General features: G+C 34.1%; 14 protein-coding genes and 1 pseudogene. 11 read left to right on the top strand and 4 right to left on the bottom strand.

The features are described from left to right. The first annotated feature begins 51 nt into the window (after positions 1 to 51). The 3 genes from AB3G33_RS13985 (at position 52) to AB3G33_RS13975 (ending at position 8,373) form a co-directional block, all read left to right on the top strand. Entirely contained in the window at positions 52 to 522 is a 471-nt protein-coding gene (locus AB3G33_RS13985) for a T9SS type A sorting domain-containing protein (protein WP_367770622.1), read from the top strand. A gap of 289 nt (positions 523 to 811) precedes the next feature. Next, positions 812 to 5,260, top strand: a complete 4,449-nt coding sequence (locus AB3G33_RS13980) for a hypothetical protein (RefSeq protein ID WP_367770619.1) — start codon at positions 812 to 814, stop codon at positions 5,258 to 5,260. A 26-nt stretch (positions 5,261 to 5,286) separates the two neighbouring features. After that, the gene (locus AB3G33_RS13975) at positions 5,287 to 8,373 is read left to right on the top strand and encodes a LamG-like jellyroll fold domain-containing protein (RefSeq protein WP_367770616.1); all 3,087 of its coding nucleotides are present in this window, start codon (positions 5,287 to 5,289) and stop codon (positions 8,371 to 8,373) included. Positions 8,374 to 8,441: 68 nt separating this feature from the next. On the opposite strand, the gene AB3G33_RS13970 is transcribed toward AB3G33_RS13975, so the two are convergent. From AB3G33_RS13970 to AB3G33_RS13960, 3 genes are all read right to left on the bottom strand, one after another. Next, positions 8,442 to 9,386: a tRNA dihydrouridine synthase gene (locus AB3G33_RS13970; RefSeq protein WP_367770613.1), complete on the bottom strand. Its 945-nt coding sequence runs from the start codon at positions 9,384 to 9,386 to the stop codon at positions 8,442 to 8,444. 181 nt (positions 9,387 to 9,567) lie between these two features. Beyond that, a complete protein-coding gene (locus tag AB3G33_RS13965) occupies positions 9,568 to 10,353 on the bottom strand; it encodes an anti-sigma factor (RefSeq protein WP_367770610.1) in 786 nt (261 codons plus the stop codon). After that, positions 10,353 to 10,883: an RNA polymerase sigma factor gene (locus AB3G33_RS13960; protein WP_367770607.1), complete on the bottom strand. Its 531-nt coding sequence runs from the start codon at positions 10,881 to 10,883 to the stop codon at positions 10,353 to 10,355. The genes AB3G33_RS13965 and AB3G33_RS13960 overlap by 1 nt, the downstream gene beginning before the upstream one ends. A gap of 231 nt (positions 10,884 to 11,114) precedes the next feature. On the opposite strand from AB3G33_RS13960, the pseudogene AB3G33_RS13955 reads away from it, so the two are divergent. The 4 genes and pseudogenes from AB3G33_RS13955 to AB3G33_RS13940 all read left to right on the top strand — a co-directional run bounded on the left by AB3G33_RS13955 (position 11,115) and on the right by AB3G33_RS13940 (position 16,672). Beyond that, positions 11,115 to 12,341: pseudogene (locus tag AB3G33_RS13955) on the top strand (DUF4331 family protein). Positions 12,342 to 12,418: 77 nt separating this feature from the next. Beyond that, a complete protein-coding gene (locus AB3G33_RS13950; protein ID WP_367770605.1) occupies positions 12,419 to 13,714 on the top strand; it encodes a tetratricopeptide repeat protein in 1,296 nt (431 codons plus the stop codon). A gap of 5 nt (positions 13,715 to 13,719) precedes the next feature. Further along, positions 13,720 to 15,933 carry a TonB-dependent receptor gene (locus AB3G33_RS13945; RefSeq protein WP_367770602.1) on the top strand — a complete coding sequence of 738 codons (2,214 nt, stop codon included), beginning with the start codon at positions 13,720 to 13,722 and terminating at the stop codon, positions 15,931 to 15,933. A 151-nt stretch (positions 15,934 to 16,084) separates the two neighbouring features. Beyond that, positions 16,085 to 16,672, top strand: coding sequence for a glutathione peroxidase (locus AB3G33_RS13940; protein WP_367770599.1), 588 nt, complete (start codon positions 16,085 to 16,087; stop codon positions 16,670 to 16,672). Between the two features lie 67 nt (positions 16,673 to 16,739). On the opposite strand, the gene AB3G33_RS13935 is transcribed toward AB3G33_RS13940, so the two are convergent. After that, a complete protein-coding gene (locus AB3G33_RS13935) occupies positions 16,740 to 17,237 on the bottom strand; it encodes an N-acetyltransferase family protein (RefSeq protein ID WP_367770597.1) in 498 nt (165 codons plus the stop codon). A 139-nt stretch (positions 17,238 to 17,376) separates the two neighbouring features. On the opposite strand from AB3G33_RS13935, the gene menD reads away from it, so the two are divergent. The 4 genes from menD (at position 17,377) to AB3G33_RS13915 (ending at position 22,058) form a co-directional block, all read left to right on the top strand. Then, positions 17,377 to 19,038 (top strand): 2-succinyl-5-enolpyruvyl-6-hydroxy-3-cyclohexene-1-carboxylic-acid synthase, encoded by a 1,662-nt coding sequence (menD, locus tag AB3G33_RS13930; protein WP_367770595.1) that lies wholly within the window; start codon positions 17,377 to 17,379, stop codon positions 19,036 to 19,038. A 117-nt stretch (positions 19,039 to 19,155) separates the two neighbouring features. Next, positions 19,156 to 19,497, top strand: coding sequence for a DUF2853 family protein (locus tag AB3G33_RS13925; protein WP_367770592.1), 342 nt, complete (start codon positions 19,156 to 19,158; stop codon positions 19,495 to 19,497). A 111-nt stretch (positions 19,498 to 19,608) separates the two neighbouring features. After that, positions 19,609 to 20,463, top strand: a complete 855-nt coding sequence (locus AB3G33_RS13920; protein WP_367770590.1) for a S1 RNA-binding domain-containing protein — start codon at positions 19,609 to 19,611, stop codon at positions 20,461 to 20,463. Positions 20,464 to 21,227: 764 nt separating this feature from the next. Next, a complete protein-coding gene (locus AB3G33_RS13915; protein ID WP_367770587.1) occupies positions 21,228 to 22,058 on the top strand; it encodes a 1,4-dihydroxy-2-naphthoyl-CoA synthase in 831 nt (276 codons plus the stop codon). Positions 22,059 to 22,139 lie beyond the last annotated feature (81 nt).

Below are 22,139 nucleotides of genomic sequence, written 5' to 3'. Positions count from 1 at the left end.
TAAAGTTCCATTGAGCGACTTTTATATAGATTTTTTTTTAATTAGTTGCTTATGAGGTATATACTATTGTTTTTTACCGTGACCTTTCAAGGACAAGTTCTACATCATCAAATGTTATCGTCGCAAGGTAATACCAAAAAACTTTCAAATGGAATAGTTATTAATCAAACTATTGGTCAGCAAAGTATCATTGGGACTTCAAAAGATGGTTTTGTTGTTATGCAAGGTTTTCAACAAAGCCTTTGGAGTAACTATATTGCTACCAATACTGTAGCTGTAATTTCGACGAAAACTTACCCTAATCCATTTGCAAATACTATTAATTTTCAATTTTCTAAATCAATTACGGAACCAATAGCTATTCATGTTTATGATAGTAGCGGGCGTTTAGTTTTTCAAGGAAATAGGAGTGCAAATGGTACAATTTTGAGTGTTGATTTATCAAATTTACCTACCTCTCCTTATTTAGTTAGTCTCAAGTCTAATGCATTCACATATTATACTCAAATTATAAAACTATGATAAAAAACTACTCTTTAATTGCTTTTATTATAGGATGTTATTATCTGTTTTCTCAAAAAACAGATCTGTTTTTTTATGAAAAATCTACAAAACATAATAAGAAAAAAACCTTTCCTAAACTAATCTTTAATTACACTAAGGGGATTAGTTGATTTTTGTTGAGATAGTTTTAACCAAATAGTAGATTATATTTTGGGTTGAATCATAAATCAACATGATTTTATAAGATCATTATTAACTACACATCAATTAGTTCTAAAAGTTCATTTCAATATTAATTCATTTCATCATGAAAAAAATAATTATACTATTACTGTTTTTTGTTGCAACTAAAAATTTTGCACAAACTAATGGAATTACATACCAAGCCGTAATAATGAATACTCAGGCTAACCAATCTTCTGGGGTAATCAATCCCAACCTGCCTTTAGTTGAAAAAGATATTTGTATGGTTTTTAAATTCATTGATGAATTTTCAAATATTGAATACCAGGAAACAGTTCAAACCACAACCGATCTATTTGGAATGGTTAACTTAATTATTGGTTCGGGTATACAAACAGGTGGCTATGCCGATTCTTTCAAAGCAGTGGTTTGGAACTCATCAAATAAAAGTTTAGTTGTTGGAATAGGTACAGATGGGAATTGTTCTAGTTATACAGAGATTAGCAACCAGCCGTTTAACTACGTTCCATTTGCTTTTTCGTCTCAAAATGCTGAAAACGTCACAGGTATTGTTTCTATTGAAAATGGTGGAACAAATGCGACTACGGTTTATGGTGTTAAAACTAATTTTGAAATTGAAAATGTTGACAATACCAGCGATTTAGATAAACCAATAAGTAGTTTAACACTATCTTCTTTAAATGGAAAAGAAAGTTTAGTTAATAAAAGCATTGATGTTGCTTTTGATGGGGCATCAGATACAAAGTACCCAAGCGTAAAATCAGTTAAAACATATATTGATAATAGTTCAAATTCTACTTCAGTAGCCTTAGCGGCAGAAGTAATTAGAGCAACGACCGCTGAAACGGCAAATGCTACGGCAATTTCAAATGAAAGTACCAGAGCCACAACAGCAGAAACAGTAAATGCTACAGCCATTTCAGACGAAAGCACCAGAGCAACAACAGCGGAAACGGCGAATGCTACAGCCATTACAGACGAAAGCACTAGAGCAACGACCGCTGAAACGGCAAACGCTACAGCCATTTCAGACGAAAGTACCAGAGCAAGAACAGCTGAAACTGCAAACGCTACATCCATTTCAGACGAAAGTACCAGAGCAACAACTGCAGAAACTGCAAACGCTACAGCCATTTTAGATGAAAGCACCAGAGCGACGACAGCCGAAATGGCAAACGCTACGGTGCTTTCTACAGAGGTTACTAGTCGTACAAATGCAGATTTATTAAAAGAAGATTTAGTTAATAAAAGTTTAGATGTTACTACTGATGGGGCATCAGATACAAAGTACCCAAGTGTAAAATCAGTTAAAACATATGTTGATGCTAGTTCAAGTTCTGCTTCACTAGCTTTAGCTGTAGAAGTAATAAGAGCAACAACTGCCGAAACAGCAAATGCCACAGCCATTAGTTCAGAAACAACTAGAGCAACTATAGCTGAAACGGCAAATGCTACTGCAATTAGTTTAGAAACAACTAGAGCAACAACAGCAGAAACGGCAAACGCTACAGCAATTTCAGATGAAAGCACCAGAGCAACAACCGCTGAAACGGCAAACGCTACAGCAATCTCAGATGAAAGTACTAGAGCAACTACAGTTGAAACGGCAAATACTACAGCAATCGCATACGAAAGTACCAGAGCAACGACAGCCGAAACCGCAAATGCTACAGCTATTTCAGACGAAAGTACTAGAGCAACAACAGCTGAAATGGCAAATGCTACCGCAATTTCAGATGAAAATACCAGAGCAACGACAGCCGAAACCGCAAATGCTACAGCTATTTCAGACGAAAGTACTAGAGCAACAACAGCTGAAACGGCAAATGCTACTGCAATTAGTTCAGAAACAACTAGAGCAACAACCGCTGAAACGGCAAATGCTACAGCCATTTTGGATGAAAGTACTAGAGCAACAACGGCAGAAACCGCAAATGCGACAGCTATTTCAGACGAAAGTACCAGAGCAACAACGGCTGAAACGGCAAATGTTACAGCCATTTTAGACGAAAGTACTAGAGCAACAACAGCCGAAACGGCAAATGCTACATCCATTTTAGACGAAAGCACTAGAGCAACAACAGCTGAAACATTTAATGCCACAGCTATTTTAGATGAAAGTACAAGAGCAACAACCGCTGAAACGGCAAATGCTTCAGCCATTTCAGACGAAAGTACCAGAGCAACGACCGCTGAAATGGCAAACGCTACAGCTATTTCAGACGAAAGTACCAGAGCTACTACCGCTGAAACCGCAAATGCTACAGCAATATCAGACGAAAGTACTAGAGCAACAACAGCTGAAACGGCAAACGCTACAGCCATTTCAGACGAAAGTACTAGAGCAACGATCGCTGAAATGGCAAACGCTACAGCAATTTCAGACGAAAGCACAAGAGCAACAACAGCTGAAATGGCAAATGCTACAGCAATCTCAGACGAAAGCACTAGAGCAACAACCACTGAAACAGCGAACGCTACAGCCATTTCAGATGAAAATACTAGAGCAACAACAGCAGAAACGGCAAACGCTACAGCCATTTTAGATGAAAGTACTAGAGCAACAACAGCTGAAACGGCAAACGCTACAGCCATTTTAGACGAAAGTACTAGAGCAACAACGGCAGAAACCGCAAATGCGACAGCTATTTCAGACGAAAGTACCAGAGCAACAACGGCTGAAACGGCGAATGTTACAGCAATTTCAGACGAAAGCACAAGAGCAACAACAGCTGAAACGGCGAACGCTACAGCAATTTCAGACGAAAGCACAAGAGCAACAACGGCAGAAACGGCGAACGCTACAGCCATTTTGGATGAAAGTACCAGAGCAACGACAGCCGAAACGGCAAACGCCGTAGCAATCTCAGATGAAAGTACTAGAGCAACAACAGTTGAAACGGCAAATACTACAGCAATCGCATACGAAAGTACCAGAGCAACGACAGCCGAAACCGCAAATGCCACAGCCATTTTAGACGAAAGCACTAGAGCAACAACAGCTGAAACGGCAAATGCTACATCCATTTTAGACGAAAGCACTAGAGCAACGACAGCCGAAACGACGAATGCCACAGCTATTTTAGATGAAAGCACTAGAGCAACAACAGCTGAAACGGCGAACGCTACCGCAATTTCAGATGAAAGTACCAGAGCAACGACAGCCGAAACCGCAAATGCTATAGGTATTTCAAACGAAAGCACTAGAGCAACAACCGCTGAAACGGCGAACGCTACATCCATTACAGCCGAAAGTACTAGAGCAACAACAGCAGAAACTGCAAACGCTACGGCGATCACAGACGAAATTACTAGAGCAACAACAGCCGAAACGGCGAATTCGACAGCTATTTCAGACGAAAGTACCAGAGCAACAACGGCTGAAACGGCAAATGCTACAGCAATTTCAGACGAAAGTACCAGAGCAACAACAGCTGAAACGGCAAATGCTACAGCAATCTCAGACGAAAGCACAAGAGCAACAACCGCTGAAACGGCAAATACTACAGCAATCGCAGACGAAAGCAGTAGAGCCTTAGCCTCTGAATCTGCTATCGAGACCAATTTGGCTACAGAAACTACAAATCGTATCAATGCTGATTTATTGAAAGCTGATTTGGATTCACCAACCTTTACGGGAACTCCATTTGCTCCAACAGCTGCATCTTCAACTAATTCGGCACAAATAGCAACAACTGAATATGTAACAAGTGCAATTACCACTTCTGGTAGTAATTTTTTACCCTTGACCGGTGGAGCCTTAAGTGGTTCTTTAAGCGGTACAACGGGAGACTTTTCATCTAATTTTAAAGTTTCGTCATTAACTTTAATGGGATCTAGTTTATGGGATTTTGCACCGTTTGGATCTGGAGTTACATTGGTTCAGGGCGGTTGTTGTAGAAGATTAACAATTGATAATAATGGAAGATTTGGTATAGGAGCAAACTATACCCCATTGTATCAATTAGATGTTGAAGGTGATGGCCGATTCACTAGTTCGGTAACTGCAACTTCTTTTATAATGGATGGAGGAACTTCTTCCCAATTTTTAAAAGCAGATGGAAGTACTGATACTAATGTTTACCTCACAAGCAGTGATAATGCTACTAATGTAACAGGAATAGTTGCAATTGCTAATGGAGGAACGGGGTCGTCAAGTCAAAATTTTGTGGACCTGACAACTACCCAAACAATATCTGGAACTAAGACATTTGATTCAGATTTAAATACTAGCGGAGACCTAACCGCGGCTTCTTATATAAAATCAGGAGGTACATCATCACAATATTTAATGGCTGATGGTTCTGTCTCTTTGGCAGCAACTCCTGTTCGAGAAGTTGCAGATGAATTTTCGGCAACAGCTAGTCAAACTAGTTTTACTTTGACTCAAGTTCCATCATTAAATAGTATAGTAAAGATGTATGTGAATGGAATTAGAATTAGTAATACAGCTTATTCCTTGTCAACTGGTACATTAACGTATAATCCAACTAATAATGGTGGATATTCATTATCCGTAAGTGATAGAATTCAGTTTGATTATTTTTATTAATACAGCACTAATAAAATAGTTACACTATGAAGTTTTATAAAAAAATATTTTACTTTTTTTTGATTTTTGTCATTTCTCAAGGATATGCTCAAAATTCTTTAGATGTTTTAGGTTTAGACAACACAACACCAGCTGCTGTAGCCTATAGTTTACGGAAATTAAGTTCCTCCTACGTTGGCGATGCCATTCAAGTTCGTCGTAGTAACGATAACGCTACTCAAGGTATAAGTTTTGAGGGTAATGGAGATTTAGATACAGCTTCATTATTGGCCTTTGTAGGAGCTAATGATGGTTTTGTAACTATATGGTATGATCAAAGTGGTAATGGTAAAAATGCAGTTCAAAATATACTCCTAAATCAACCAAAAATTATTACTGCAGGAGTTATTGAAAGAGCGAATGGATTACCTAGTATTATTTTTTCAGGTTCGCAATTTTTAGTCGTAACATCCACTACGTTTAATAATGATTTAACAGGTTGTCTTGTTTATAAAGCCTCGAGTTTAAACACACGAAGTGGCGGTGGCGGAAGTTGGTATAATATGAACGGTATCTTTGGTTCTGAACAACCTGGCGGTACTACTGACTTCGCGTACGGTATTTACAATAATAAATTCACTGCAGGAAACGGTCCCTCTGATAAGTCATTAGGAGGAAATGCCGCAGTAAACGATAATGTTATAAGGATACATTCCTGGACCAGAAATAGTATAAATGGGCAAATGAATTTATATGCCAATAGTGCCAGTGATGGCACTGTAAATCTTAACACTGGAACTTCTTCTGCTGTGACATCGGTAGCAATAGGGGCAAATCAAACTTTTAGTGGTGGACAAGTATTTTACAATGGAAATGTTAGTGAGTTAATATTATTTGCGGCAGTATTAGCTAACCCACGTCAAAAAATTGAAAACAATCAAGGTAATTACTACAGTATTTGCTTATTAGATACCCAACCTAACTCAAATAACCAGTCAGTTGTGTTGGGGGGGTCTCCTACTACTTTAAGTGTTTTATCTAATGATCCTACAGCAACATATCAATGGTATAGTAATAATATAAAATCTAATTCAGGAGGAACATTACTTTCTGGAGAAACAAATAACAATTATACACCAAGTGCCACTAATGAGGGAACTTTATACTACTATGCAATTATTTCCACAGCAACAATTACCTGTTCTAGCAATGTTTCTGGATATGTACGAGTTGGTATTGAAATTACTAGTCAGCCTTCAACTAGTAATCAAACAGTAATTCAAAATAATACTGTAAATAGTTTAAGTGTTGTAGCAACAGGAAGTAGTATTACTTATCAATGGTATAAAAACGTAAGTAAAACCAATACTGGTGGAACACTAATTACTGGAGCTACAAATAATTCTTATACCCCTGATAGTACTGATTTAGGTACTAATTATTACTACGTCGTTATCTCTGGTAATAATACTGTTTTGGTAAGTAATCCATCAGGAGCAATCAAAATTACTACAAATCCTATAATTTGGAATGGAAATATAATAACGTTTAGTAAGGCTGACTATGCTAATTATAACCTAGTTCAAAATCAGGATGTTCTAACTAATACGGTAAAGATTACTAGAGCAGATGACCAAGGCTTATTTAATATCGCTGCAGAAAGTAGGTTCGGAGGAAGTTCTCCTTCAAATACGGAATGGGCAGAGGGTTTATTGTCAAACTATGCAAACTTAACTTATAGAACTTGGCAACAAGCTGTTAATTATTCTCCTCCTACTAGTGTAAATAAAACGTATGTGGTTCATTTAATAGCTGAAAATATTTTTTTAGAATTAAAATTTCTTTCATGGACTGACTCCGGAAATGGAGGTGGATTTTCGTACTCTAGAACTACTCCTTGCACCCCACCATCAGAGCCTATAGCAAGCGATCAAAATCATAATTCTCCAGCTACGGTTGCAGATTTGGTTGCAACAGGTACAAATATTAAATGGTACTTAGCTGATACAGGAGGAAGTCCTTTGCAAGCAAATACTACTTTAACATCAGCGACTTATTATGTAACTCAAACGGTTAGTAGTTGTGAAAGTACAAGAAAAGCAATTTCAGTAACTATTATTAGCTGTTTATCGCCTGCTCTTAGTAATTTTAATGCTGTTAATAAGACATATTTTGATGGTAAATATACTGTTTATCAGCCAACTAGTAATAGTTCTGGAGCCTTTACTTATACTAGTAGTAATTTATCAGTAGCTACAGTAAGCGGAACAACAATAAATATTATTTCCGCTGGGAGTACAACAATAACAGCTACTCAAGATCTTGATGGAACCTATTGTAGTGGAAGTATCACATCTATTTTGACGGTAAATAATATTTCAGTTTTAACTAAAAATGGGGAGCTAACGACCTCTAAAACTAATTATGTAAATAAAAATGGAGCTATAGGTGGTAATTTTGGGGTTGATAAAAATGGGCTCACTATACAATCAAAAACGTACGATTTAACAACTGACTTGGTTATGCATTTAGATGCTGGCAATACCGCCAGTTATCCTGGTTCTGGAACGACTTGGACGGATTTAAGTGGTTTGGGAAATAATGGGATATTAATAAATAACCCTGTTTATAATTCTTCTGATGGTGGTAAACTAGTGTTTAATGGTTCCAATACTTATGTAAATGCACCACTTACAAAAACAGCTTCATGTACATTTTCAGTTTGGGCAAAATCAACTAATACTAATTCAAATAAAATGTTGTTTAACGCTGGAAATGATGGTGCTGGTCCAGATTTATTTTTCAGTGGCAACGTTCTGAGTTGGAATACCTGGGATAGCTCCAATAATCCTTTTGGAAATATACCTGCAACTTCAGCAAATGGTAATTGGCATAATTATGTGGTGGTTAACGATGCTGTGTCTAATACAGCAAAAGTGTATTATGACGGAGTGCTTTATGGAACTGCCGTTTATAAAAATGCCTCGGCTAATACTAACTTATATATCGGAGGTACTACCGGTGGATATCAGTGGGACGGTGCTATTGGGAATTTCCAAGCTCATAATAGAGTTTTGACTCCAGCAGAGGTTGCTCAAAATTTTAACCATTTTAAAATAAGGTATGGCCTGTAGCTGTGGTTTAAAATTTACTGCAAATTATAATTATATAAAAATTGCATAACTCATGTTTAGTACATTATTTAGCCCTCTTTTATAACCTCCTTAACAGCCGCTTCATAATTCCGGATGCTTTTCGCTTTTTTGATTTTCTTATGCACTTTGTGTGGATTAGAAAAAATAACAGAGAAGTATTCCCATAAGTGATGCATTTTCAATAGAATATGCGTGGAACCAGATAACGATTCACTATATCCTTGATACAATGTTTCATGAAATTCACTAAATAGCTCCATTTTATTTTTTGGATATTCGGTGGTGTTATTTTTAATCATGCTAGGTAAAAAGGGATCGGCTATTAAACCTCTTCCAATCATCCAATGGTCAATAGATGGGAAGCGCTCTTGCATTTCATGGAATTTAGTTACGGATGTAATGTCTCCATTGTAATACAGTTTCACCTTGCTTTGATCTACGCAAGTTTGAAAAGCATCTAAATGTACTCCACCTTTGTACAATTGTTTCCCTAATCGTGCATGTATAGCCACATTTTTTACTGCGTACTTTTCTAAAATTGGCAATACATCCAGGATTTCCTCTGTAGTATCATAGCCTAAGCGCATTTTCATCGAAACAATAATGTCTGATTCGTTTTGCACTTTATGCAAAATCTGTTCGATTTTTTCGGTGTTACTAATTAAACCTGATCCCATACCACATTTAGTAACCATTGGGTAGGGGCAACCTAAATTCCAGTTTAGTTCTTTATAGCCTAGTTCCTGAACATACTTTGAAACAAACAAAAACTCATCGGCATCATTAGTTATGATTTGTGGAATAACTTCTAATTCGGAATTGTTCTCTGGCAATAAATCACGCTGATAAGAGGATTTTATAACTAGTTTTCCATTTAAACGGATATAAGGAGCATAATAAGTGTCAATTCCACCAAAAATCTTGTTTTGTGCGTTTCTAAAACGAAAATCGGTAAATCCTTGTAAAGGGGAGGAAAGTAAGGTGTAGTTCATGTAGTATTTAAAAATGCAAATATAACATACTTTAGATTGTAATGCTTTTCATTTAACAGTTATGTTATTTGAGGTCTTTTTAGGTTTTTTAATGCATCTAAAAAAAGAAGTTGATAAGATGGAAAAAGCCAGACTTTAAATAGAAAGTCTGGCTTTTTTATGAATTGAAATTTTATAATAATTATACTTTTCCTAACGTGTATAATTGTTCCATTGTAGGAGTCAAGCTTCCTCCGGCAGGCTCCAGCGTAATTCCAAAAGCTTCAGCATCACCAGTACTGTTTACAGCAAAAATACGTTGGTTGTTTTTATCAAAATTATCAAGTAATCCAATACTTGTAGGAGTTAAAGGATTTAGTTTTAATGCCCAAACTTGATACACCATTCCTTTTGGAGGTTCTGGTAATCCAGCAGCATCTACATAAACCACTTGTGTCTCTTTATTCCAATATACTTTGGCAGACGACTCTGGTGCAACCGCTTGACCACCAAGTGCTACTACCGTATTTTTCACATCTCTTACTACAGCTAAACTAGTTTCAGTAGCTTTATTTTGAAGTTCTAATGTTTGAAGTTCTTTCTCCATTTTTACTTTTTCCACTTCAGTTTTAACGACTTGATTATTAGTCAGGTTTAATTGATTGTACTGGTAACCTACACCTACCATTACGAGTATAGCTGCAGCCCAACCAATATATTGTGACCAATTTCTAGTTGGTTCCAATTCGATTACTTTAGCATGTTTTAATTCGAGTTTGGCTTTAATTTTTTCATAATTTGCGACCGAATGAAAAGGGGAGAAGCTAGATGATAATGCTACAATTGACTTTTCAATTGCGATGATTTCATCATTAATTTCATTGTCGTTTTTTGCCTTAGTGGCAATGGCTTCACTTTCGGTTTCACTAAGAAGACCATACACGTAAAGTTCTAAAATACCGGAGTCTATATATTCTTTATTTTCCATTATACTTTCAAATAAGTTCTTAAATCATTTATACAATTTCGATTGTGTGTTTTTACCGTTCCTAAAGGGATATTTAACTCTTCCGAAGCTTCTTGTTGAGTATATCCTTTAAAAAACAGTAAATCTATTATTTGAATACATTTGGGTTTCAATCTTTTTACAAATTCTTGAATCCCTATTGTATCCACCTTATTAACGAGTTTGTTACTGTCGTCTAATAGATTTACGAAATTATCTGAAGAAAGGTTTTTTTGGCTATTGTTAAAATTTTTAGATCTTAGTTTATCTATAGAAGTATTTCTGGCAATATTTAGAATCCAAGTATAAAATCGGCCTTTGCTTTCATTATAGGAATCAATGTTTTTCCATATTTTGACAAAGACTTCTTGAAGAACGTCTTCGGCCTCTTCTCTATTTCTAACTAAAACATTAATGACAGAAAATAAACTTTTTGAATACATATCATATAGATGTGTAAATGCTCTTTCGTCTTTTTTGTAAATCAATACTAATAAATCTTCTTGGGTCATAATGTATAAGTTTAACTATTACAAACTTATACAAACTTATTCAGATTTAAATTAAATAATTCAATATCTAATTTAAAAAAAATGGGATTTAAAAATTTTGTGTTTTTTTTAATATTGTAAAATACTGATTTACAATAAGTTGATTAAAAAATTAAGTTTTTTTTAATTATTTTAAAACCAAATCGGAAACATTCCCGTAAATGCTTTTATAACCTTTTAAATTATAACAAAATGAAAAAAACAAAAATGATATTGGGTCTGTCGCTAATTGCGATTTCAGGTCTAATTCTAGTAGCAGCGGATCACGTAGATGCTCCATCAGTAACAGGTAATGCAGCAGACATTACAGACGTATACACTTTTCAAGGACAAGAAACTAGTAATTTAGTTTTTGCAGTTAACACACAAGGATTATTAAGTCCGAATGCTACAGCAGCTGCTTCCTTTAATGAAAATGTAATGATTGAAATTAATATCGATAATACAGGTGATAATGTAGAAGACTTAGTAATACAAGCAATTAGAAAAGGAGATAAAATGTATTTCTTCGGACCATATGCACCTACAACAACTGGTACATCTAGTACGATTAAAACAAGTGCAGCTTCTGGAAGTGTAGCAATTTCTAAATACGGAGCTTCAGCTGTAACTTCAACAGAAAACGGAATGAAATTTTTCGCTGGACCAAGAGACGATCCATTCTTTTTTGACTTAGGTCAATTTCAAGCAATCCTTGGAGGGACAGCTTCAGGATTCAACAATCCAGGTACAGATACTTTTGCAGGATCTAATGTACTTTCAGTAGTTGTTGAGGTTCCAAAAGCAATGTTAGGTACAGCAAGTACTTTAAATGTATGGGCAGAAACTAAGAAAAAACAATAATAAATTTTATTTTAAAAATTGAAAATTATGAAATCAAATAAATTCAAAATCATAACTTTTGCACTTGTATGTGCAGTAGCTACAGTAAGCTGTAACAAAGACGATAATAATGATCCTATGGCAAGTGCCGACTTCTCAGGAACATATGTACAACAAGATCAAATGGCTAGACCAGCAATAAATACTGTTTTTATCGCTTCAGGTCAACCTAAAGACGATTTTAATGCAGCCATTCCTTCTGCAATGGGAGCAAAATACCAATCTATTTTTCAATCTAGATTAATGGCTTTAAACCCTGCATTTACAACTAATGCATTAGGTTTAACAGCTGCTCAATTTACTGGAGTACTAGCAACAGATGTTTTAAACGTAAAAACTACTGGTAAAACTACGTTCTTCGATGGAACAAATGTTTTAACAGGTAGAGCATTGGCTGATGACGTTATTGATGTAGAATTGATATTGATCTTTGGAGGTACAAATGGTGCAGCTAACTCTGGACTTACTTCTGATCACGTGGATGCAAATGATAAACCATTTACAGCTTCATTCCCTTACTTAGCAGCTGCTTGGTAATAGAAAACAAAAAAACAGAGTGCTTTTATAAATTAAGTACTCTGTTTTTTTTAATAATGAATAACAAACAATAGATTATGAAAACGTATAAATTAATCCCCATTTTTGTTTTTACAATCCTTTTTATTTTTGCTTGCGATAATAAAACAACTCAAATTACAAAAGCCGCTGACTACAATAAATACTTGCATATTACAGGAAATGAATCAATAGATTTTGCAAATAAAGAAATTGAATTTTGGCAATCTAAATATGATGTAGCACCAAATCAAAAAACATTTTTAGATGTAATTGCATCAAAATATGCTACCCTTTTTGAATATAATGGTGATATAAAAAACTTATATAAAACCGAAGATTTATTGATCCAATCAAATGAAGCAAATAACTATTCAAAAGTTTCAACTTTACGGTCTTTAGGAAGAAATTATATTGCACAACATCGCTTTAAAGAAGCGTTAGTTTTGGCCAATAAAGCATTTGCCATTGGTGAAGGACGTAACGAAACTCAAAAATTACTTTTTGATGTTCAAATGGAATTAGGGAATTTTCCTGAAGCATTAACAAATTTGAATGCTTTAAAAGACATGAATGATTATGATTATTTGATTCGCTTAGCGAAATGGAATGACCATAAAGGCGATTTGAAAACCGCTATTACTTTCATGGAAAAAGCAAGAGATATAGCAGAAAAAGAAGACAATAAAACACTAAAAATATGGTCTTATTCAAATCTTGGAGATTTTTACGGTCATGCCGGAATGATCCAGGAATCATATGATAGTTATTTAAAAACATTAGCAATAGATCCCAATTATTCCTATGCTTTAAAAGGAATTGCTTGGATTGTATTTTCTCATGAAAGAAATACAACCGAAGCAAAAAGAATTGTGGAAGCTATTGAAATTACACATAATGCCCCAGATTTCTTTTTATTGAAAGCTCAAATTGCTCAATTTGAAGGTGATAAAAAAGAAGCTGATCTAAATAAAAAAGCGTATTTCGATATGTTGAATGCTACTAATTATGGTGCAATGTATAATAAGTACAATACTTTAATTTATGCCGACGATCAAGCAAATGCTGCAAAAGCATTAGAAATTGCAAAAATTGAAGTAGATCATCGACCTACACCAGATTCATATGACTTATTGGCTTGGTCTTATTTAAACATGGGGCAGCAGGAAAAAGCTTTAGAAATTGCTAAAGAACATGTACTAGGAAAATCTTTTGAACCTAATGTCCAATACCATTTGGCTATGATTTACAAAGCGAATAATGACACTCAAAAAGTAGCTCCTATAAAAAATGAATTGCTTTCTAGTATATATGAATTGGGACCCAATTTTGAAAAAAAGGTAAATCAATTATAAAACAGATGAGATATTTTTTAGCACTTCTACTGTCTATAACTGGATTAGTATCCCACAGTCAAGTTCAAAAAGGAACTATAGTTGATGAATTTGGTAACCCAATAGAGAACGCATATGTAGTAAATACAAATTCAGAAAGTCATGCACATACGAATGAATTAGGAATGTTTAGTATTGATAAAACGGTATTGGCAGATGTCTTAAAGATTAGCGCATTGGGTTATAAAAAACAGAATTATACCATTACCAACTCTGAAATTAGAATCGTATTGGGAGATGATATTTTTAGACTGAATGAAATTGTTATTCAGCAAAAGTTATCAGCGATGAATGTTATTTCAAAAATAGATTTGCAAACTACTCCAGTGAATTCTTCTCAAGAAATTCTTAGAAAAGTACCTGGATTATTCATAGGACAACATGCTGGTGGAGGGAAGGCTGAACAAATATTCTTGAGAGGTTTTGACATTGATCATGGTACTGATATTGCCATTTCGGTAGATGGTATGCCAGTAAATATGGTTTCGCATGCGCATGGGCAAGGTTATGCCGATTTGCATTTTGTGATTCCTGAAACAGTAGAAAAAATAGATTTTGGAAAAGGCACGTATTATGCGGACAAAGGGGATTTTGCAACCGCAGGATACGTTGCCTTCCAAACTAAAGAAAAATTAGACAAAAGTAGCATCAGTGTCGAAGCGGGCCAGTTTAATACACTAAGAACAGTAGGTTTATTCAACTTATTGGGTAAACAAAAAAAACAATCCGCCTATCTAGCTACTGAATATATTCTAACAGATGGCCCATTTGATTCCCCCCAAAATTTTAATAGGGTCAATCTGTTAGGAAAATATTCAGCTATATTAGATGATAATAGTAAATTTTCTATTTCTGCTTCCCGTTTTTCCAGTAAGTGGGATGCTAGTGGCCAAATACCACAACGATTGGTAGATAACGGTACTATTTCTAGATTTGGATCAGTTGATGATACGGAGGGCGGAACTACGGCAAGAACTAATATCATTGCGACATTAAGTAAACCCATTGATGAAAATACGTTTTTGAAAGCAAATGCTTTTTATTCTAAGTATGAATTTGAATTGTATTCTAACTTTACTTTTTTCTTAGATGATCCTATCAATGGAGATCAAATTAGACAAAAAGAAAACAGAAATATTTACGGTATGAATGCAGAGTTAAACAAAAAACTAAAAAGTAGCGATTGGGATGTATTGTTTCAGTTGGGTGTAGGTTTTCGTGCCGATGCAACAACGGATACCGAATTGTCACATACTTTAAATAGAAGTACAACATTAGAAAGAATAAAATTAGGTGATATTGATGAAGCAAATGGGTTTACGTATTTAAATTCAGAAATTAAATTCGGAAAACTGCTAATCAATCCAGCCGTACGTTTAGACTATTTTAAATTCAATTACCAAGATAAATTAGCTGCAATTTATAAAACACAGTTAGAAACGGAAGTGAAAATTTCGCCAAAGTTGAATTTTATCTATTCTCAAAATAATGATTTGCAGTTTTTTGTAAAATCGGGTATTGGTTTTCATTCTAATGATACACGCGTTGTGGTTCAAAATAATGGAAAAGAAATTCTACCAACAGCTATTGGTACTGATATTGGTACCATTTGGAAACCATTTCCTAAACTAATTGTGAATTCTGCTTTGTGGTATTTGTATTTAGAACAAGAATTTGTTTATGTGGGTGATGCTGGAATCATTGAACCAAGCGGGAAATCAAAACGCATGGGAGTCGATTTAGGTTTGCGTTATCAGCTAAATGACTATTTGTATTTTGATGCTGATGCAAATTATACTTATGCTCGAAGTATTGATGAGCCGAAAGGTCAAGATTACATTCCATTGGCTCCAGATTTCACCTCTACTGGTGGATTGAGTTTTCAAAAATGGAACGGATTTTCGGGAGGAGTGAGGTATCGTTATTTAAAAAGTCGCCCTGCCAATGAAGATAATTCTATAGTGGCAAAAGGATATGCTATAGCAGATTTCAATATAAACTATACCTATAGCAAGGTGACTTTTGGGGTGTCTATTGAGAATATATTGAATTCAAAATGGAACGAAACACAGTTTGCAACAGAATCAAGATTACAAAACGAGCCCAATAGTGTAGAAGAAATTCACTTTACCCCTGGAACACCGTTTTATATGAAAGGAAAGATTACTTATGCATTCTAATAATAATAAAAGTGATAGTTTGTTTTTGGTTGGAAAACCTAGTGTTTTTTTGTTTGGCACTAGGTTTTTTTTAACAGTTGTTCATTATTAATAAAAAGTTAATACGAACTATTCTAAATACAATTTGTTTATTTTTATAAAAAATTTAAATATGAAAAACCTATTATTTATAGCTTGTTCAGCACTATTACTTTTTAGTTGCAAAAATGAAGCTCAAAGCAAAAAAGCAGATAAAAACAAAACCGAAATGGCTATGGAAAAACAAAACATTTACCAGTTTAAGGTAGAAGATTTATCAGGAAATACTTTTGATTTTGCCTCTTTGAAAGGAAAAAAGGTAATGATTGTAAATACGGCTTCAAAATGTGGATTGACACCACAGTACAAAGACTTGGAAGCTATTTATAAAGAATACAAGGATAAAGGATTTGTAATTGTTGGTTTTCCTGCAAATAATTTTGCTTCACAAGAGCCAGGAACAAATGAAGAAATTGCCTCTTTTTGCCAATTAAATTATGGAGTAACTTTTCCTATGATGGACAAAGTATCCGTAAAAGGTGATGATATGTGTGCTATGTATCAGTTTTTGACACAAAAATCTAAAAATGGATTGCAGGATTCTGATGTAGAATGGAATTTTCAAAAATATCTAATAAATGAAAAAGGGGAACTTGAAAAAGTAATTTCTCCAAAAACGTTACCAACAGATGCTTCTGTTATCAATTGGATTAAAGCCTAATAATAAAAAAAATAGAGTTAAAGCTAATTCACTATTTGGATATCCAAATAGTGAATTAGCTTTTTTTTTATTCTAAAATCAACTGCATAAAAACAGAATGTAACCAACGGTCAAATTTAAATCCTGATTCTTTTATTATTCCTACTGTTTTGAAACCAAATTTTTCGTGAAAGTCTACGCTACTTTGATTTTCGGCATCAATAACGGCAATCATAGTGTGTAAACCTTGTTTTTTAGCCAGTTCGATTAATTCCTGAAGCAATATTTTTCCAATTCCTTGACCATGGAAGTCATTATTCACATACACAGAATGCTCTACAGTGAATTTATATGCTTCGCGAAATCGAAACTCGCTATACATCCCAAAACCAGTGACTACACCATTCAATTCCGCTACAATAACAGGGAAGTTTTTCGCTATTTTGTCTTCTAAAATGGCTTTTTGTTGATCATAATTTCGGAGGTTATAATCATACAAAGCGGTTGAATTCAGAATATTATAATTGATGATATCTAATATCGCTTGTGTGTCTTCTGTTTTATAAGCTCTTAACTTGATTTTCATAGAGTAATTATTTGTTGTCAAAATTAATAAAAATCAACTAAAACGAACTAAAAAGAGAACGCAAGTTTGTAACTTTGCTGTTATTGAGGATTTAAACAATTTATTGTTTTTTGAACCTCGAACTTTAAACTAAATTTTAATGATTTACCCCAAAATACCTTTAGCTCAAAGTATCATTCAAACTTGTTTGGGCAAAGGAATCACCACAATAGTTATATCTCCAGGTTCTCGTAACGCCCCGTTGACAATTGGTTTTGCTAGTAATTCAGCTTTTAAATGTTATAGTATTGCCGATGAACGTTCCGCGGCTTTTTTTGCACTAGGGATAGCGCAACAAACGAAGCAACCAGTAGCCCTGGTTTGTACCTCGGGATCCGCATTGTTGAATTATTACCCTGCTTTTGCGGAAGCTTTTTACAGTCAGATTCCATTGATTGTAATTTCGGCTGATCGTCCACAGAGTAAGATTGATATCGGCGACGGACAAACGATTCGTCAAGAAAATGTATTCCAAAATCATTCCGTTTATAATGCTAATTTACAAGAAGGACCCTCGACTGAAAACGATCAAAAAATAAATGCGGCAATAAATACTGCAATAGATAAAAAAGGTCCAGTTCATATTAATGCTCCTTTTGAAGAACCCTTATACGAAACGGTTTCTGAACTTTCAGTTGCTGTCAATGTTTTTGCTTCCGCAAATGAAACCCAGACGATTTCTAATGATGATTTAGCAAAATTCGCAACTATTTGGAACAATTCTCATCGGAAAATGGTTTTGGTAGGTGTCAATGATCCAAACGTTTTGAACGAGAGAACAGTAGAGGCTTTGGCCAATGACAATTCGGTAGTTGTTTTAACAGAAACCACTTCCAATCTGCATCATCCCTCTTTTATCAACAATATTGATACTATTATTACACCATTCTCAAATGAAGATTTTGAAGAATTTTGTCCAGATATTTTAGTAACTTTTGGAGGAATGATTGTGTCCAAACGCATTAAAGCCTTTCTACGTAAATACAAACCAAAACACCATTGGCATATTGATCCGTTAAGGGCTTACGATACTTTTGGTGTTTTAACGGAGCATTTTGAAGCAGATACCAATGTGTTTTTTGATGCGTTTTTACCACTTACCAAAATAGTTGTCAGTGATTATTTTGAAAAAACAGAAAAAGTTACCCTTTTGCGAAAGCAAAAAAGCAATCTTTATTTAGCTAAAATTCCTTTTTCAGATTTTAAAGTTTTCGAAACCGTAATTCCTAGTTTACCTAAAAACAGCCAATTACAAATCAGTAATAGCTCTGCCATTCGATATGCACAATTAATCGATATTGATCCTTCGATTGAAGTGTATTGCAATCGAGGAACAAGTGGAATCGATGGAAGTACTTCTACGGCTATTGGTGCGGCTGTTGCCAATAAAAAACAAACTACCTTTATTACCGGAGATATTAGTTTTTTATATGATAGTAATGGGTTGTGGAATAATTATATTCCTAAGGATTTTAAGATAATTTTGATTAATAATGGTGGAGGGGGAATTTTTAGAATTTTACCTGGACATGAGGAAACTCCCGTTTTTAATACCTTTTTTGAAACATCGCATTGTCTTACTGCTGAACATTTGGCTAAAATGTATGGATTTGAATATAGTATCGCCAGTGATGAAACTTCGTTAAAAAATAGTTTAAGTAATTTATACGAGCAGAATGAAAAACCGTCTATTTTAGAGATTTTCACTCCAACTTTAGATAATGATCGAATTTTACTTCAATATTTTAAGGAATTAGTTTAATGGGAGTTTATTTTAATGTAAAATCACTTTTTTCTTTGTCTTTAAATGGGTTTATAAAGATTTATTTTTTAAATTTGAGTCTATTCGAATATTAACAAAAAATGTAAACTATTATTTATGAGTGCAAGAGAAGATTTAATTGTAAAGTATGCCGCGGATTTAAAAGACAAATGCGGAGTTAATCCAGATATGGATTTATTGACAAAAGTAACTATTGGTTGTGGGCCTTCAATCTATAATAAAGACTCTTCAACTGTTGCAGGAAGTCAACAATCAGAATTGGATACAGTGAAGAATAACTTTTTAATCAAAAAATTAGGTCTTAAAGATGGTCCGGATTTAGATGCCGGAATTGATGCAGTTATTGAAAAGTATGGTCGCTCAAATGCAAATAAATACAGAGCAGTAGTTTATTATTTATTAGCAGTTCATTTTAAAAAAGAAAGTGTTTACAATTAGTAAATTGATATAAAAATGTAAAAGCGCCTTAGAGGCGCTTTTTTTGTGAAGTAATTTTTTGCTATCCCATCTTCAAACTTCGTACCTTTGCGCCTTAGAAAATTGAATAAAATGATTGAAATAGGAAAATACAATACGCTTACAATACTTCGTGATACCCAAGTTGGTTTATTTTTGGGTAGTCCTCAAACTGATCCAGAGGGAATTCACGATGTGCTTTTACCTAATAAATATGTGCCAAATGAATTTGAAATAGGAGAAGAACTTATTGTTTTTGTTTATTTAGATCATGAAGAACGCCCTGTTGCTACTACATTAGAACCATATATTTTATTGAATGAATTTGCACTTTTACGTGTAAATTATGTCAATCAGATAGGTGCTTTTATGGATTGGGGAATGGAAAAAGATATTTTGGTTCCATTTAAAGAGCAAGCGCGTCCTATGGAAAAAGGAAAACGTTACTTGGTTTATCTTTATATGGATGAAAAAACGAATCGTTTAGTAGCTTCAAGTAAAACCAATCAATTCTTAAAAAATGACGAATTGACTATTGAAAAAGGAGAAGAAGTCGACTTGATTGTTTCACACATTACTGAATTAGGAATTAACGTTATTATTAATGAGCGCCATAAAGGGTTGTTGTATAAAGATGAGGTTTATGATGATGCTATTCGTACAGGAGATCGTATGCGAGGATACATAAAAAACATTCGTCCTGACAATAAAATTGATGTAGCACTACAAATTCAAGGCTATCAAAGTATTGAACCTAATGCGGATAAAATACTAGATGAGTTAAGAGCGAGTAGAGGTTTTTTACGCTTGACCGATAATTCGCATCCAGAAGATATCAAGACGGTATTGAAAATGAGTAAAAAAACTTTCAAGAAGGCGATAGGTGCTTTATATAGAGAGAAATTAATTGAAATAAAAGAAGACGGAATTTATTTGGTTAAAGAATAATTAAATACAATTTAATACATAAAAAAAGAAAGACTAATCATACCGGTTAGTCTTTCTTCTTTTATGTTGGTTTGGATTATAAAAATGCAAGACAACAATAAAATAAATGTATTGTCATTCTTTAAAGTAGATTTATTCACTTTTAGAAGGAATAGTATGCTAATACTATTTTAAAAATATCGAATTAAGCGCAAATTACTTTATAAAATGGATTGTCGTTAAGTGCACAAATAGATGCTTTTTGAGTTAAGAATTAATTTCACGTTAAAGCCATTGGTTTTGTATATATATTGAAAGATCAGTTTTCTCGAAAATAATAATTATGCTAAATGCTAAACTTATTTTTGCAATCAAATAGAAATTTTATTTTAACCGTAGGTGTTACTCTTTATTATTTACTTTAGGGCAAATGCTTATACCTTTATACTCATTAATCTTAGCTTTAGAAATATTTTTATAACTTACTACCAAGGAAAAAGGAGTGACAAAAAAATGAATTGAATTCAAATTATTCTTTTTTTTTAATTAATAAATCAGTGAACTAATTTTACCAATCAGGTCTCAAAAAAATCATACAATGTTGATTAGTAATGTTTAAAGATAATAAATATTTTTTTTAGGGATTGTTAAATTTAAAGATTAGTTGATTTTTTTTTCTTAAAATGGATACTAGATAAAATTTTACTTACATATAGACTCCCATACAATTGCTAAAAGTCTAAAAAATGATTTATTTTTACACTATAATAATTAAAACAATTATAATGAATTGGATTACTGTAAAAGAATATGAAGATATAACCTATAAAAAATGCAATGGTGTTGCACGAATTGCTTTTAATAGGCCAGATGTACGCAATGCATTCCGTCCTAAAACTACTTCAGAACTATACAATGCCTTTTATGATGCACAAGAAGATACTTCGATAGGTGTAGTTTTGCTATCAGCTGAAGGGCCATCATCTAAAGATGGTGTGTACTCTTTTTGTAGTGGAGGAGATCAAAATGCACGCGGGCATCAAGGATATGTTGGTGAAGATGGGCAACATCGTTTGAATATTTTAGAAGTACAACGCTTGATTCGTTTCATGCCAAAAGTAGTTATCGCTGTAATTCCCGGTTGGGCCGTAGGAGGAGGACATAGTTTGCATGTAGTTTGTGATTTAACTTTAGCTAGTAAAGAACACGCTATTTTCAAACAAACAGATGCTGATGTAACGAGTTTTGATGGAGGATACGGGTCGGCATATTTGGCTAAAATGGTGGGACAAAAGAAAGCCCGTGAAATTTTCTTCTTAGGACGCAATTATTCTGCTCAAGATGCAATGGATATGGGAATGGTGAATGCTGTAATTCCTCATGCTGAATTGGAAGATACGGCTTACGAATGGGCGCAGGAAATTTTAGGAAAATCGCCAATGGCAATAAAAATGCTAAAATTTGCCATGAATCTTACCGATGATGGTATGGTAGGGCAACAAGTTTTTGCTGGCGAAGCTACTCGATTAGCGTATATGACTGAAGAAGCCAAAGAAGGAAGAAATGCCTTTTTGGAAAAAAGAAAACCTAATTTTGAAAAAAAATGGTTACCATAAAAATAGCTTCAGGTTTAATGTTTAAAGTTATTTAAAACGCTTTAAACGATTAAACTTTAAACATTAAACTAAATATATAAA

It is taken from the genome of Flavobacterium sp. WC2421 (assembly GCF_040822115.1).
Taxonomy (GTDB): domain Bacteria; phylum Bacteroidota; class Bacteroidia; order Flavobacteriales; family Flavobacteriaceae; genus Flavobacterium.
Note: the sequence above shows the minus strand (reverse complement) of the source record. Positions and strands in the feature narration are given on the sequence as shown.